The organism is Brevibacterium casei CIP 102111, assembly GCF_900169275.1.
GTDB classification, from domain to species: Bacteria; Actinomycetota; Actinomycetes; order Actinomycetales; family Brevibacteriaceae; genus Brevibacterium; species Brevibacterium casei.
In genome coordinates this window covers 243570-259249 of the sequence record NZ_FXZC01000003.1, presented here as the reverse complement: position 1 = coordinate 259249, position 15680 = coordinate 243570, and the positions used below count along the sequence as shown (strand labels likewise).

The 15680-nt window shown below is 69.1% G+C and carries 12 protein-coding genes; 11 read left to right on the top strand and 1 reads right to left on the bottom strand.

What is annotated here, in order from left to right:
• Positions 1–75 precede the first annotated feature (75 nt).
• The 11 genes from BC102111_RS08165 (at position 76) to BC102111_RS08115 (ending at position 14806) form a co-directional block, all read left to right on the top strand.
• Positions 76–1263 (top strand): MFS transporter, encoded by a 1188-nt coding sequence (locus BC102111_RS08165; RefSeq protein ID WP_101624013.1) that lies wholly within the window; start codon positions 76–78, stop codon positions 1261–1263.
• 84 nt (positions 1264–1347) lie between these two features.
• Positions 1348–1932, top strand: coding sequence for a MaoC family dehydratase (locus BC102111_RS08160; RefSeq protein WP_101624012.1), 585 nt, complete (start codon positions 1348–1350; stop codon positions 1930–1932).
• Positions 1933–1943: 11 nt separating this feature from the next.
• The gene (locus BC102111_RS08155; protein ID WP_101624011.1) at positions 1944–2747 is read left to right on the top strand and encodes an HpcH/HpaI aldolase/citrate lyase family protein; all 804 of its coding nucleotides are present in this window, start codon (positions 1944–1946) and stop codon (positions 2745–2747) included.
• 25 nt (positions 2748–2772) lie between these two features.
• Positions 2773–3438, top strand: a complete 666-nt coding sequence (locus BC102111_RS08150; protein WP_101624010.1) for a peptide deformylase — start codon at positions 2773–2775, stop codon at positions 3436–3438.
• A gap of 115 nt (positions 3439–3553) precedes the next feature.
• Positions 3554–4744: a hypothetical protein gene (locus tag BC102111_RS08145; RefSeq protein ID WP_101624009.1), complete on the top strand. Its 1191-nt coding sequence runs from the start codon at positions 3554–3556 to the stop codon at positions 4742–4744.
• Between the two features lie 42 nt (positions 4745–4786).
• A complete protein-coding gene (gene msrA, locus BC102111_RS08140) occupies positions 4787–5317 on the top strand; it encodes a peptide-methionine (S)-S-oxide reductase MsrA (protein WP_101624008.1) in 531 nt (176 codons plus the stop codon).
• Positions 5318–6259: a nitroreductase family protein gene (locus tag BC102111_RS18000; RefSeq protein WP_223290023.1), complete on the top strand. Its 942-nt coding sequence runs from the start codon at positions 5318–5320 to the stop codon at positions 6257–6259.
• The gene (locus tag BC102111_RS08130; protein WP_101624007.1) at positions 6256–7509 is read left to right on the top strand and encodes an MFS transporter; all 1254 of its coding nucleotides are present in this window, start codon (positions 6256–6258) and stop codon (positions 7507–7509) included. Before BC102111_RS18000 ends, BC102111_RS08130 begins: the two co-directional genes overlap by 4 nt.
• Before the next feature lie 195 nt (positions 7510–7704).
• Positions 7705–11274 carry an efflux RND transporter permease subunit gene (locus BC102111_RS08125; protein WP_101624006.1) on the top strand — a complete coding sequence of 1190 codons (3570 nt, stop codon included), beginning with the start codon at positions 7705–7707 and terminating at the stop codon, positions 11272–11274.
• Positions 11275–11295: 21 nt separating this feature from the next.
• Entirely contained in the window at positions 11296–12063 is a 768-nt protein-coding gene (locus BC102111_RS08120) for a CPBP family intramembrane glutamic endopeptidase (protein ID WP_095376664.1), read from the top strand.
• Positions 12064–12298: 235 nt separating this feature from the next.
• Complete coding sequence (locus tag BC102111_RS08115) at positions 12299–14806, top strand: PhoX family protein (protein ID WP_373270480.1); 2508 nt, start codon at positions 12299–12301, stop codon at positions 14804–14806.
• Between the two features lie 114 nt (positions 14807–14920).
• Here the strand turns inward: BC102111_RS08115 and BC102111_RS08110 are convergent, their stop codons facing one another.
• Positions 14921–15565 (bottom strand): VOC family protein, encoded by a 645-nt coding sequence (locus tag BC102111_RS08110; RefSeq protein ID WP_009380913.1) that lies wholly within the window; start codon positions 15563–15565, stop codon positions 14921–14923.
• Positions 15566–15680 lie beyond the last annotated feature (115 nt).

The window sequence follows — 15680 nt, the reverse complement described above, 5'->3', positions numbered from 1 at the left end:
ACAGACCTGTGAAGTTCGAGGGCGGCGACGCGCTCTGAGACTCGCTCCGACGAAGCCCTCCGGAGAGGACCGACGATGACCACGACGAGCACCGGCGGACAGACTCTGGGGCGCTGGGCTACCCTGCGCCTGACCGCGGCGGGGCTCTGCCTCATCGCCGTCTGCTACGGCCTCGCTCGATTCGCCTACGGCATGTTCCTCCCCGCCTTCCGCGCCGAGTTCGGACTCGACGCACAGACCGCCGGCGCCATCGCCTCCGGCTCCTACATCGCCTACTGCGTCGCGATCGTCGTCTCGACGATCCTCACACCCCGCCTCGGTGCTCGCGTCGTCGCCGTCAGCGCAGGAGCCGTCGCCGCGGTCGGCACCGCGGTCGTCGCCGTGGCCCCGAACGCCCTCGCGCTCGCGGCAGGCGTCCTCCTCGCCGGATCGAGCACCGGCATCGCCTCGCCGCCGCTCGCCCATGCCGTCGCCCTCTTCGTGCGCAGCGGCGTCCGAGATCGGACGCAGACGGTCATCAACGCAGGCACCGGCGCCGGTGTCGCCCTCGCGGGACCGGTCGCCCTGCTCACCGTCGGACAGTGGCGGCTGGCGTGGTGGGCCTTCGCCGTCATCGCCGCGGTCGTCACCGTCTGGGTCGCTCGCGCGGTTCCGCGCCGCGGCGACGAGCCCACGGTCGCCGGCCCAGGCGCCGCGAGGCGACGACCGCGCATGCCCGGACCGCTGCTGCGAGCGGGCGGGGTCCGACTCATCGCCGCCGCCGCACTCATGGGAATCGCGAGCTCAGCGGTGTGGACCTTTGGCCGCGACCTCCTCGGCGGGGCCGAGGGGATCGGTCCGACCGCCTCGGCGATCGCCTGGATCCTGCTCGGGGTGTGCGGACTCGTCGGGGCGATCACCGGCGATGCTGTGCGGCGGCTGGGCCTGCGCCCGGCGTGGACGCTGTCGATGCTCGTCCTCGCCGCCGTCACCATCGCCTTCGCCCTCGTCCCCGGCAGCCTCGCCACAGCATGGACGTCGGCAGCGGTCTTCGGTGCCGTCTACATCGTCCTCACCGGTCTGCTGCTCATCTGGGGGACGGAGATCTGCGCCGACGCACCCGCGGCCGGGGTCGGACTCGGGTTCCTCGTCCTCGCTCTCGGCCAGGCCATCGGCTCCCCGCTGGTGGGAGCTCTCCTCGCCGAGGCCGGACCGATCCCGGCGTTCTCCGTCGCCGCCGCATGCGCAGCTCTCGGCGCGCTCATCCGCCCGCGCTCGCACTGAGCCGACCTCACGCGGACCTCCCACCCGTCGGGTGTGTCACGGGCGGACGGTATGGTGAAGAGCATCACGACGAAGGAGCGGAGAATGAGCGAGAGCAAGGTCGTCGAGCAGCGCGGACTGTGGCTCGACGAGATGGAGGTCGGCACCGTGTACAGGCATGCGCCGGGCCGGACCATCACCGAGGCGGACAACACGTGGTTCACCGCGGTGACGATGAACACGCAGGCCCTCCACCTCGACGCCGCCTTCGCCGAGACCGAACCCTTCGGCCAGCGCCTCGTCAACTCGATGTTCACGCTGGCGACCCTCATCGGGCTCTCCGTCTCCCAGCTCACGCAGGGCACGATCGTCGGCAACCTCGGCTTCTCCGAGGTGAGCTTCCCCGCCCCGCTCTTCCACGGCGACACCCTCTACGCGGAGACGACGATCCTCGACAAGCGCGCCTCGAAGTCCCGCCCCGGGCAGGGCATCGTCACCCTCGAGCACCGCGGATACAACCAGAACGGGCAGCTGGTGGCCAAGGCCGTGCGCCAGACGATGATGTTCGACTCCTCGCATGCCAAGCCCTCCGGTTCTGCGGCACCTTCCGCGGATGCGGCGGCGCAGTCGCAGAACTCGGATTCGCCAGCCCCGTCAGCGCAGTCCCCGCAGACCTCGACCGGAGAGTGAGGAGACCACCCATGGCACTCGATTTCGCCCCCGCCTGGCTCTTCGTCCCCGGAGACCGGCCCGATCGGTTCCAGAAGGCCGCCGAACGCTCCGACATCGTCATCCTCGACCTCGAGGACGCCGTCAACGACGCCGACAAGGCCGAGGCCCGCGAAGCGATCGTCGACTACCCGCTCGACCCGTCCCGCACCGTCGTGCGCGTCAATCCCCGCGACTCCGACCACCTCGGCGAGGATCTGCGGATGCTCGAGCGCACCGACTACACGACCGTGATGCTGCCGAAGGCGGAATCCGCCTCGGACCTCACCGTCTTCGGAGGCCTCGAGGTCATCGCCCTCATCGAGACGGCATTGGGGGCGATCAACGCGGCCGAGATCGCCGCCGCCCCCAACGTCCACGGCCTCATGTGGGGCTCCGAGGACCTCATCGCCGATCTCGGCGGGGGATCCTCGCGTCGCGCCGACGGCACGTGGCGCGACGTCGTCTCCCACGTCCGCAGCTCGACGCTGCTCGCCGCGCGCGCCCACGGCAAACACGCCCTCGACTCGATCTGGGCCGACATCCCCGACCTCGACGGTCTCCGCGAGGAAGCCGAGGACGCCTGCGAATCGGGGTTCAGCGGAAAGGTCTCCATCCACCCCAACCACGTCCCGGTCGTCCGCGAGGCCTTCCGCCCCAGCGAAGAACAGTTCGAGTGGGCGCGCGCGGTCCTCGACCTGGCACGAACGGAGAAGGGGGCGTTCGCCTATGAGGGGAAGATGATCGACGCCCCGCTGCTCAAGCACGCCGAACTCATCGTCGCCCGCGCCCGCTGACCGGCCCGACCACCAGGAGTTCCCCGTGAACCTCACCGATGCGATCGTCGCTCAGCAGATCGACGAGGTCCTCGCCGCGGCGGACGCCCACGACGGCATCGCCCCGATCGTCGGGGCCGGCGATCCGATCCTCCGCACCCCGGTGCTGCCGTACTCCGGTCAGGTCGACGACGCGACCCTGGCCCGCCTCGCCGAGGTGATGGCGAAGACGATGCGCGAGGCCCCCGGTGTCGGACTCGCCGGCCCCCAGGTGGGCGTCGGACTCTCGATCTTCGTCGCCGAGGATCCCGCAGCCGTGTCCGCCGAGGTCGCCGCCGTCCGCGAACGCGAGCCGCTGCCGCTGCGCACCGTGCTCAACGCGCAGTGCGAACCGGTCACCGGTGAGCTCGCCGCCTTCTACGAAGGGTGCCTGTCCATCCCCGGCTACCAGGCCGTCGTCGCTCGGCCCCGCACGATCGGGCTGCGCGGAGTCGACCTCACCGGTGCGCCCATCGACGAGGAGATCACCGGCTGGTCGGCGCGCATCGTCGCCCACGAGACCGACCACCTCGACGGCATCCTCTTCCTCGACAAGGCCGAGATGCGGTCCCTGTCGACGAACGCGGCGGTCGCGAGACTGTGGAACGAGCCCTCGACCCAGCGGGCTGCGACGGAACTCGGGTTCACCCTGCCGAGCGGCCTGCTGCTCTGACGACGGTGCCGGTGCTCTGACGACGCTGCCGGAATCTCGGCGCACGGAGGGGCGGTTCGGGTCGTGGCCGGGAGACTCACACGCGCACCTCAGGTGCGCATGATTCGATGAGGGCATGCGCCTTCCCGACATCCCAGCACGCCACCGTCTCCTCGTCCGCACCGTCTCGACCATCGGCTCCGGTGCACTGAGCATCGTCCGCCGCCGCGACTTCGCCGCCGAGCACCAGAACACGGCACGGGCCGCCTACGCCGTCGCGACCGCAGCGATGACGTGGCTCGGCGGGACGAGGGCCTTCGCGGACACCGATGTCGACCTCGTCGCCCCCGGCGGCGCTGAGGCGGGAGAGCCTGCCCGCTACGCCGAGGACGAACCGTTCGGATACGTCGACGGCGGCGATCCGGAGGCCTGGTGGATCGAGGATGCGACGTGGAGGTCGCGGGCGTTCCTCAACCTCGCAGCCGCCGCCGCGGCCGGTGCTGCGAGCTGGATGCTCTGGGGACCGATCCAGAACCTCAAGGACTCCTGGGACGAGAAGCTGCCCGACGGGCTCGGTCGCGGACTGGGTGCCGTCATCAACTCCTCAGTCGTCGCGGGCACCGCCTTCGCCGTCGACAGAGCCGAAGAGTTCGTCGCCCGCGAAGCCCTCGACGGGCACATCGACGTCGCTCCCGTCGAGATCGAACTCCCCGCGCACGTGCGGGCCTCCCTCGACGCCCTCCTCGACGAACCCCACCCGCAGTCCCAGGACGTCGCCGAGGTCATCCGCGCCCAGCTCGACCACGGCCGCTTCTTCATCACGGTGCCCTACTCGAGGAAGCAGTTCCCCGGGGATGACCCGATCGAGCTCTCCGATGCCGACCTCTCCGCTCTGCTCGCCGAAGAGGACGTCTCGAGCATCGACGTGTACCTCGACGCAGAGGCTCCGAGGGCGATCCCCGCGAACCACACCTACCCGGTCAGTGCGCTCTTCGAGCGGGACGCGGACAGGTCCGGATCCAGCGCTGACCCCGCACTCTACGAACTCAGCCTCGACATCCGGGACGGACTCCTCGACCGCATCGACCTCTACGGAGTCGATGCCGAGCTCGATGCCGAGGTCGCGGCGATGACGGCCGACAACCTCGGCGCCTCAGCACCGGGAACCCTTCACCCCGAGGGGATCGAAGGGTGGGTCGAGCCTGACCTCAGCGACGGCGAGGACGTCGACGACGCTGACCTCGCGGCGGTGAGCATCGAAGCGCCCCTCACGCTCGCGGACTGGCCGGCACCCGAGGACCTCACCTTCCGCACCGACGGTGCTTGAGCGGTGCGGGAATAAGCGGGCACGGACGTCGTTGTACCTGTTATGAGCGAACTCCGCACTCTCACCCTCGGCGCAGGCTGCTTCTGGTGCCTCGACGCCGTCTACCAGCGCACCACGGGCGTGACCTCGGTGATCTCCGGATACACCGGCGGTCACACCACCGACCCGCACTACCGTGAGGTGTGCTCGGGCACGACCGGTCACGCCGAAGCCCTTCAGGTCACCTTCGATCCCGAGATCGTGCCCGAGAGCATCATCCTCGGACTCTTCTTCACCGGGCACGACCCGACGAGCCTCAACCGGCAGGGCTACGACGTCGGCACACAGTACCGTTCGGCGATGTTCTACCGCGACGGGGAGGAGAAGGCCCGGTTCGCCGAGGCGATCGAGGCGGCCCAGGAGTACTTCGACAAGCCCATCGTCACGACCCTCGAACCGCTCGGTGTCTTCTACCCCGCTGAGACGGTCCACCAGGACTTCTACTCGAACAATCCCGACAACGGCTACTGCCGGGTGATCATCGACCCCAAACTCTCGCAGGCACGGAAGGCCTATGCGAACTGGGTGAGCTGAATGGGGAGCAGGAAGAAGTCCGGGTGCGCGAAGAAGGACAAGCGCCGGAGGAAACGCGAGCGGCCCGACCACGAACGGGAGCTGACACGGGCGTACTTCCTCGACGGTGAGACCGGTCCGTGGGCGATGAAGCTCGCGGCCAGGGAATCCCTCACTCGCCTCGGCGCGGGGGCCGTCGAGGACGACACGGTCGTCGGCGGTGCTGCGCTCGGCGATGGGACGAGTGTCGGCGACGAGACGAACGTCGGTGACGCCGCGGGCGGCGGCTTCGGCACCACCGGCGAATCACCCGCTGCCGCCGACGGTGCCCGTCTCGCTCCCGCGAAGGCGGACAGAGGGCGCACCGGACCGGACTACTCCGCCCCGAGTTCGATCGACTCACTCACCGATCCGGTGCTCCACGCGATCGCCACCCGGCGTTCGATCTCCAAGGTGGGCCCGGAGACGCCGAGCGACTCCGACCTCCGGGAGATCATCCGCATCATCTCGACCGTCGCCGACCACAAGGCTCTCAAACCGTGGCGCTTCCTCATCCTCCGGGGAGACGACCGGATCCGCCTCGGTGAGGCCCTCGACGAAGCCGACGGTGTCACGCGCAAGGACGGTGAGGTCAATATGAAGCCGCTGCGGGCCGAACTGCTCCTCGCGCTCGTCTCGTCGCCGACCCCGCACCCGAAGGTCCCCGAATGGGAGCAGCACGCGACCGCGGCGGGAGCCGGTCACCTCCTCGAACTCGCCCTCTGGCAGGCCGGGTGGGGAGTGATGTGGCGCAGCGGGCACCTGACGAACGCCCCGGCCGTGCGCAGGCTCCACCGCCTCAGGGACGGCGAGCTGCTCATGGGCTGGTTCTACATCGGCTCGGTCCCCGAACGGTACCGCGCGCGGCTCGCCGCGGGCACCCGACCCCGGCCGGACCCCGACCAGTTCCTCGACACCCTGTGAAGGGCGAGGACCAGGCAGCCAAGGACCCGTCGACGCCGAGGCGGCTGCCTACCGAGATCTACGTCCTCGTCGCTGCGGCCTTCATCGTCGCGCTCGGCTACGGCATCATCGCCCCCGTCCTCCCGCAGTTCGCCGCGAGCTTCGACTTCGGGGTGACCGCGGCGTCGATCGTCGTCTCCTCCTTCGCCCTCTTCCGGTTCGTCTTCTCACCCACATCGGGTCGCCTCGTCGACGCCTTCGGCGAACGTCGGATCTACATCACGGGTCTCCTCATCGTCGCCGCCTCCACCGCGGCCGTGGCCTTCGCCCAGAACTACTGGCAGCTCCTCGTCTTCCGGGGACTCGGCGGCATCGGATCGACGATGTTCACCGTCTCCGCGATGGCGCTCATCATCCGACTGGCCCCCGTCGACGCCCGCGCGAAGGCGTCGAGCACGTACGCCACGGCGTTCCTCGTCGGCAACATCGCCGGACCGGTCCTCGGCGGACTCATGGCCGGGTGGGGGATGCGCGTGCCGTTCATCATCTACGCCGCAGGCCTCGTCGTCGCCGCCGCCGTCGTGCGGATCTTCCTCGCCTCGACCGCCTCGGCGGGATCGGCGACAAAGCTCGGCCGGGCGCGGATCGCCGCAACCGCGGATCTGCCTGCGCAGGAGGTGATGACGTTCCGGCAGGCCTGGCGGGACTCCGCGTACCGTGCCGCACTCGTCTCCGCGTTCGTCCAGGGCTGGTCGGCGATGGGCATCCGGGTGGCGATCTACCCCCTGTTCGCGATCCAGGCGCTGCGCGCCGACACCGCGGCGGCCGGACTCGCGCTGACGATGTTCGCCCTCGGCAACGCGGCAGCCGTCGCACTCGTCGGCCGCTTCGCCGACACCTACGGACGCAGGCCTTTCATCATCTGGGGTCTGCTCACGCTCGGGCTCTCGACGGCCGCGCTCGCCTTCACCGATGCACTCTGGGTCTTCTTCGCGCTCTCGATACTCGCCGGCATCGGCTCCGGGCTGGCCAATCCCGCCCAGCAGGCCACGGTCGCCGACGTCGTCGGCCGTGAGCGCAAAGGCGGGCGGGTGCTCGCGAAGTACCAGATGGCGCTCGACGGGGGTGCGATCCTCGGCCCCGTCCTCGCCGGAGTCATCGTCGACCACGCCGGCTATTCGTGGGCGTTCGCGCTCACCGGGGCACTCGCCGTCCTCGCCGCCGCGTACTGGCTCACCGGACGCGAGACCCGCCCGCGAGAGCTGCGTTGACTCCGACGCGGTGAACCGACAAAAACGCGGTCTGCTAACCGCGTATTTGTCGGATGACCGCGTCGGTGCGGCTGAGGGTTCGCAGAACCTGCACAGGGTGCACTGAGGAGAAAGCGCGGCGCCGGGTCACTAAGATGAGCGTGGTGTCGCCGAGCGCCGGTGACCCAGCCGGCCACCCGAGCAGAAAGAGCCCACGTGAGCTTTCTCACCCGCCTGAGTCTGAAGAACCGAGCGCTCATCGCCCTCATCTCCGTCGTCGCCGTGATCTTCGGCGTCATCGGAGCAGGAGCACTCAAGCAGGAGCTCTTCCCCTCCCTCGACAATCCCCAGGCCACGGTCACCGCGACCTATGAAGGGGCCACGCCGCAGGCCGTGGAGAGTGAGGTCACCGACCCGCTCGAAGCAGCGCTCTCACCCCTGCCGGAGGTCGAGGACATGACCTCGGTGTCCTCGGCCGGCAGCGCCACGATCACCGTGAGCACGAAGTACGGCGAGAACTCCGACGACATCGTCCGGTCCCTCCAACGCGCCGTCTCCCAGGTCCAGCCCCAGCTGCCCGACGGAGTCGAACCCAATGTGCTCACCCTGAGCACCGACGACATCCCCGTCCTCGCCCTCTCCGTGACCTCCGACGCCGACGAGGACAAGCTCGCCGCAGAGCTCAACGACATCGTCGAACCCGAGCTCTCCAAGGTCGACGGCGTCTCCCAGGTCCAGATCGCCGGCGCGAAGACCAAGCAGGTCGAGATCCGCATCCGCGAGGACGACCTCGAGGACGAAGGGGCGAGCATCGACGAGATCGCCGGCGTGCTCCAGGCCAACGGCGTCCCCACCTCGGCGGGGGACCTCGAAGGAGGCGACGGGACGGCCCCGGTCGAGGTCGGGTCCCGCATCCGATCGGTCGACGCGATCAAGGACCTCGTCGTCTCCGGCACCGACGGTCCGGTCAAGCTCTCCGACGTCGCCGACGTCGCCATCGCCGACGCCCCGATCGAATCGATCTCCCGCACCAACGGCAAACCCTCCCTGTCCCTGTCGGTGATGAAGGAGTCCGATGCGAACACCGTCGACGTCTCCCACGCGGTCTCGGCGAAGCTGCCGGAGCTCGCGAAGACGCTCGGCGACAACACGGAGTTCGTCTCCGCGTTCGACCAGGCCCCGTTCATCGAGCAGTCGATCGACGACCTCCTCAAGGAGGGCATGCTCGGCCTCGTCTTCGCCGTCCTCGTCATCCTCGTCTTCCTCCTGTCCGTGCGCGCGACGATCATCACCGCGATCTCGATCCCGCTCTCCCTCCTCATCGCCCTCATCGGCCTGTGGATGGGCGGGGAGACGCTCAACATGCTCACCCTCGGGGCGCTGACAATCTCCGTCGGCCGCGTCGTCGACGACTCGATCGTCGTCATCGAGGCCATCCGCAGGCGGCATGCGGCCGGCGGCGACAAGTTCGCCAACATCCTCGCAGCCGTCGCCGAGGTGGCCGGAGCCATCACCGCCTCGACCCTGACCACGGTGGCCGTCTTCCTCCCACTCGCCTTCGTCACCGGGCAGACCGGGGAGATGTTCCGCCCGTTCGCGCTCACCGCGACGATCGCGCTGCTCTCGAGCCTCTTCGTCGCGCTCACCATCGTCCCCGTCCTCGCGTACTGGTTCCTCCGCCAGCGGGAGGCCAAGGTCAGGCTCACGCGGGAGGAGAAGGCGGAGATCAGGCAGAGCCGCAGGCAGATGCTCACGCAGTGGCGGGCGGAGAAGAGGGCCGCGCGCAAGGCTGCGAAGAAGCAGAGCATCACCGCCGCCGGCCGCCACGACGCCGGCGGCGACGTCGAGACCGACGAAGGCGTCGTCCCCGCAGGCCGAGCCGCCGGACTCGGTGCCGCAGCGGGAGCGTCGGAGGCCGCCGAGGTCGATGAGCTCGCCGCCCTGCGCTCACCGGTCACGCGCCTGCAGAGGACCTACCTCCCGGTGATCTCGTTCTCGACGAAGCACCCGGTGCTCATGATCGTCGCCGCGCTCATCATCCTCGCCGGCACCGGCGCGATGGTCCCGCAGCTGAAGACCGAACTCTTCGGCGACACCGGGCAGGAGCAGTTGCAGGTCACACAGACCTTCGACCCGGGCACCGACCTCGACGAGGCCTCCGAGCAGTCGCAGCAGGTCGAGGACATCCTCGTCGCCGATGACAGCATCGAGTCCTACCAGGTCTCGATCGGCGGCTCGACGTTCGGGTTCGCCGACGACTCCGGGCTGAGCGGCACGTTCATCGTCAACGCGAAGCCGGGCACCTCCGCGCAGTCGATCAGCGCGGAGCTGCAGAGGAAGTTCGATGCCCTTGAGGGTGTCGGACAGGTCGAACTCCAGGACCAGAGCTCGGCACCGGGCGCGCAGACCATCGACGTGACCCTGACCTCGAGTGACACCGCCGTCCTCGAGGACACCACGGAGAAGGTCGCCCAACGCCTCGAGGATGTGCCCGGAGCGCAGTCGGTGACGAGCGACGTCGAAGCCGTCCAACCCGTCATCGAGGTCAAGGTCGACCAGGAGAAGGCCGCCGAGGAGAACCTCACCGAGGCGGCGATCGGTCAGTACGTCCAGCGCGCGATGCGAGGCCAGAGCATCGGAGAGGTGATCATCGACGACGTCACCCACTCCGTCCTCCTCTTCGACCGGGAGGCGAACACCGTCGAGGAGCTGCGCGACCTGCAGATCCCCGGAAAGCCGGAGACCCCCGACGCACCGACCGGAGCAGGCTCCGGCGCGGGAGCCGGTGCCGGTGCAGGCGCGGGAGCCGGGGCAGGTGCGGGTGCAGGCACCGGTGCGGGTGCTGGCACGGGCGCCGGGGCGGGCGCGGGTGCTGCGCCGGCCGCTGAGCCGCGTCTCATCGATCTCGACGACGTCGCCGACGTCGAGGAGGTCACGACCGCGCCGAACATCCGGCACACGAACAGCCAGCGGTCGACGACGGTGTCCGTGACCCCTGAGGGCGACGACCTCGGGGCAGTGTCGGCCGCGGTGCAGTCGGCACTGGGCGAGGTCGATGTGCCCGACGAGGTCTCCGTCGACACCGGCGGCGCCACCGAGGAGCAGCAGGACGCGTTCTCGCAGCTCGGCCTCGCCATGCTCGCTGCGATCCTCATCGTCTTCGTCATCATGGTCGCGACCTTCAAGTCGCTGCTCCAGCCGCTCATCCTCCTCGTCTCGATCCCCTTCGCAGCGACCGGATCGATCGCCCTGCTCCTCCTCACGGACACGGCGATGGGGCTGACGGCGATGATCGGCCTGCTCATGCTCATCGGCATCGTCGTGACGAACGCGATCGTCCTCATCGACCTCATCAACCACTTCCGCGCCCGCGGCGTCGAGCTGCGACCGGCGATCGTCGGGGGTGCCCGGCTGCGCTACCGGCCGATCCTCATGACCGCGGCCGCGACGATCTTCGCGCTCGTACCGATGGCGCTCGGGCTCACCGGCGGGGGAGTGTTCATCTCCAAGCCGCTGGCGATCGTCGTCATCGGCGGCCTCGTCAGCTCGACGATCCTCACCCTCATCCTCGTCCCCGTCCTCTATCTCCTCCTCGAGGGGGCGAAGGAGCGCCGAGCCGAGAAGAGGCGGGTGAAGAACATGGCCCGCGGAGAAGTCCTCGACGCCGCCGAGGCGCGTGCCGAGAGGGAGACGGCGACCGCGACGAACGGTGCCGCGGCAGGCGGCGGACCCGCAGCGCACACCGATGACGGCGGCGACGCGCGAGGCGATGAAGCGAAGCACTGAGCCCAGAGGCGAGGAGGAGCGGTGAGCACAGCGAGCGAACTCGCACCGAAGGAGCGGCGACGCCTGTGGTTCGAACTCGGGCTCGTCGCCGCACTCTCGCTCGGGCAGTCGGCGGTCTACGCCGTCGTGCGCCTCCTCGACATCGTCACCCGCGGACCGATCAGCGACGCCGAGGCCAAACTCAACACCTCCCTCAACCCCCGACCGATCTTCGACCTCGTCTACCAGCTCCTCGACATCGGCTTCAGCCTCGTCCCCGTCGCCCTCGCGCTCTACCTGCTCACCCGCGACCCCGACCCGAAGCCGCTCGCCCAGCGTCTCGGAGTGCAGGGGAAGGCGGTGCGCGACTTCGGACAGGGCGTCCTCCTCTTCCTCGTCATCGGTCTCGGCACCCTCGCCGTCTACGCCGGCGGCCGAGCACTCGGGATCACGGCCGAGGTCCAGCCGGCCAACCTCGGCGATCATTGGTGGACGATCCCCGTCCTCCTGCTCGCGGCGGCGAAGAACGGCGTCCTCGAAGAGGTGCTCATCTTCGGCTTCGGCGCCGAGCGGCTGCGACAGCTCGGATACGGCCCGTGGACGATCATCATCGCCCTCGCGCTCTTCCGCGGCAGCTACCACCTCTACCAGGGGATCGGGCCGTTCATCGGCAATGTCGCCATGGGGATCATCTTCGGCTGGTTCTATATGCGCACCCGCCGGCTCATGCCCATCGTGTGGGCGCACACGCTCATCGATGTCGTCGGGTTCCTCGCCCCCGGGGTGCTCAGCCTCGTCGACCCTGGTTGAGTCCGCACGGAACTGGGCCACCTGACGTCCCGGCGGAGGGTGGGGGAACGGGCCCTGCCGGGAAGCGGCCCCGGGCATTTAGGTCAGTTCTCCATGACGAAATGCACTGGTCAGCGCCGGTTCATCCCCGGTTCACCATATGGTCGGGCCAGGGAAAACCTCCCCTGGAAGCCTCGACCGGGTGAGCGCCGGATGCCGGTGCGGACCCTGACACCGACCCCCGAGGAGACGAATGATGGCACCACTGCGCGAACTGCTGCCCATGGCCGGACACGTGCGTGGCAAGCGGAGTCCTGTGACCTGCGCGCTCAAATGCGACAACGCGTGCAGCAAGGCGATCTGCAACACCTCGTCCAACGGCTACTTCCGTGACATCGTCGGCGAGCAGCTCTCCCGCCGGGCCGTGCTCGGCGCCTCGGCCGCCGGGGCGCTGGCCATCGCAGTGACCACGGCACCGAGTCCCACCGCGCGTCGGGCGGCAGCGGCCCCCGCCGGGACCCTCGACTTCTCCGCGATCGACCCGGTGCCCGCCGAGGTCGACGACCTCATCGTTCCCGACGGCTACTCGTGGCATCCGATTATCCGGTGGGGAGATCCGATCTTCCCCGACTCACCGAAGTTCGATCCCGAGAACCAGAGCGTCGAGGCGCAGCGACGTCAGTTCGGCTACAACAACGACTTCCTCCAGATCCAGATCGACGAGTCCGGTGGCGGCAGCCGGGCCGTGCTCTTCGCCAACCAGGAATACACCAACGACGCCATCATGTACCCCGACAGCATGGACGGTGCGACGAAGCGGGCGATCAGCCGAGACGCCCACGGACTCACCGTCGTCGAACTCACCCGGGCGAATGAGAGGACCCCGTGGAAGGTCGACGTCAACGGGGAGCGCAACCGCCGCTTCCTCATCGACACCGAATACGCCTTCACCGGACCCGCCGCCGGCACCGACCTGCTGCGGACCAAGGACTACCCGCAGGGCGACAAGGTCCAGGGCACGCTCGGCAACTGCTCGGGCGGGCTCACTCCGTGGGGAACCCTCGTCTCCGGCGAGGAGAACTTCAACTCCTACTTCAGGGCGCAGGGCACCTCGGAGGCGGACAAGCGCTACGGGCTGACGAACGAGGACTCTGCCTACGGCTGGGAGGCCGACCTCGACCGCTTCGACACGAACTCGAACGGCTTCGCCAACGAGGCGAACCGGTTCGGCTGGATCGTCGAGGTCGACCCGTGGGATCCCACATCGACGCCGCTCAAGCACACGAGCATGGGCCGCTTCAAGCACGAGGGCGCGAACATCACGATCGCCGACTCCGGGCACGCTGTGGCCTACATGGGCGACGACGAGAAGTTCGACTACCTCTACAAGTTCGTCTCGAAGAACCGCTACGTCGAGGGCGACCGGGCTGCGAACATGCGCCTGCTCGCCGAGGGCGACCTCTACGTCGCGAAGTTCACCGGCAACTCGCCCAAGAGCGAGATCGACGGCAGCGGAACGGTCCCCTCCGACGGCGAGTTCGACGGTGCCGGACAATGGCTGCCGCTGGTCAAGGGCGGGAAGTCCCAGGTTTCGGGCATGACCGTCGCCGAGGTGCTCGTCAACACCCGTCTCGCCGCCGACAAGGTGGGGCCGACGAAGATGGACCGCTGCGAGGACGTCGAGCCGAACCCGGTCAACGGACGGATCTACGTCGCGTGCACGAACAACTCCGACCGCGGCGTCGACGGCAAGGCCGGCGCCGACGAGGCGAACCCGCGCACCGAGAACCGCGACGGCCACATCGTCGAGATCACCGAGCGCGGCGGCGACCACACCGGCACCGAGTTCGACTGGACGCTGCTCCTCGTGTGCGGCGACCCGAAGCAGGGGGACGCGACCTACTTCTCCGGGTTCCCCGCCGACCAGGTCTCGCCGATCTCGTGTCCGGACAACGTCACCTTCGACACCGCAGGCAACCTGTGGATCTCCACCGACGGGGCCCCGTCGGGAATCGGGTACTGCGACGGTCTGTTCAAGGTGACCATCGACGGCGATCAGCGCGGCCGTGTCGAGCAGTTCCTCTCCGTTCCCCGCGAAAGCGAGGTGTGCGGACCGCTCGTCCACGACGCGTACGATTCGGCGTTCGTCGCCGTCCAGCACCCCGGCGAGGACGGTGAGTGGTCGAACCAGCACTCGCGCTTCCCCGACTACGTCGATGAGACCGATGTCGACGCGGGTCTCGCCGCCCTGCCGAGGCCGACCGTCGTCCAGGTGATCAAGGGCGCTGGCGAGGAGCCGACCGAGACGCCGACCGAGGACCCGGGGGACGCCGACGAGGACGCGAACTCCGCGGCCGAAGGCGACCAGGACGGGGCGAACGAGGACGAGGACAACGCGCAGGCCGATTCGTCGGGCTCGAAGAGCGGCGCGCAGGACGCGGCGAAGGACGCCGCCGCGGCGGGAGCCGGTGCGGCCGGTGACGCCGGCGGCTCCGGCTCGGGCGGCAGCGGATCCGGCGGTGCAGGCGCGAACGGCGGTTCGGGTGCAGGCGCGAACGGCGGAGGCTCCGAATCCAGCGGTGCGGGAGGTGACCTCCCGCGGACGGGCACGGACGCGACGCTGCCCCTCCTCGGCGGGGGAGCGGGGCTGCTCGCGGCCGGCGGTGCACTCGCCACCGCTGCGCACCTGCGGCGGCGGAGGGCCGCCGACGGTGATGACGTCGCTGAGGCGGGTGACGGATCCCAGGGCCCGACCCCGGCCTGACCGGGCCGGGCTGGAGGAGTCCGGCCGCAGACGACAGTGGTCACAGAACCGAGGCGGAATCGCTCACAGGGCGGTTCCGCCTCGGTTCTGTGACCACAGCTGAGGCGCAGGGCCTCAGATCGTCACGAGACCGTTGCGCTCGGTCGCGAACGTCACCGACATGATGCCCGGGGCACCGTGCGGCGCGGACCAGTCGATGTGGATCTCCGGGATCGGCTTGGCGTCGTCGGTGCCGAGCCAGTCGCGGAGGCGATCGCGGTCGCCGGCGATCTGCAGGGTGTCGATGGAGACATCCTCATTGGTCTTGTACGACGAGGGGTGCTGGGACGAATCGGCGGACCACTTGATGAAGAACGGCAGCTGGGGGTCGGCGATGAGCCCCTTGACTCCGATCTGCAGCCACTTGAGTTCCTCGCCGGACTCCGGAGTGCGGTTGCCGTCGACGGCTTTGCGCTCGAGGCGCGTCTCGACCTCCGAGAGGTCGTCGACGGACACGCACCAGCCCATCCAGCCGCCGCCGAGCTCGGACCGGGTCCGCACGGCTTGACCGAAGGGGGTGGAGAGAGCGGCCGGGTGCTCCAAGGCTTCGACGACTTCGAGGTAATGGCCGCCCGCGAGGGGGAAGATGAGATTCCTGGTACCGAAACGCGGATGCACTCCACCGTCGTAGGGAACCACTCCGAGCTGCTCCGAGATGCGCTCGGCGGTTGCTCTGTAACCGTCGGGTTCGCTGGCGAAGGACACATGGTCGAGTTTCATGTCACGAGAATCGCATAACCTGGCTCACACTTCTCATTAGGCTCACCTAAGCTCCGGTTTCGCTCCCGGAGGCGGACTCGGGGCGGGATCAGCCGAGGGCAGGATCACTTGACAG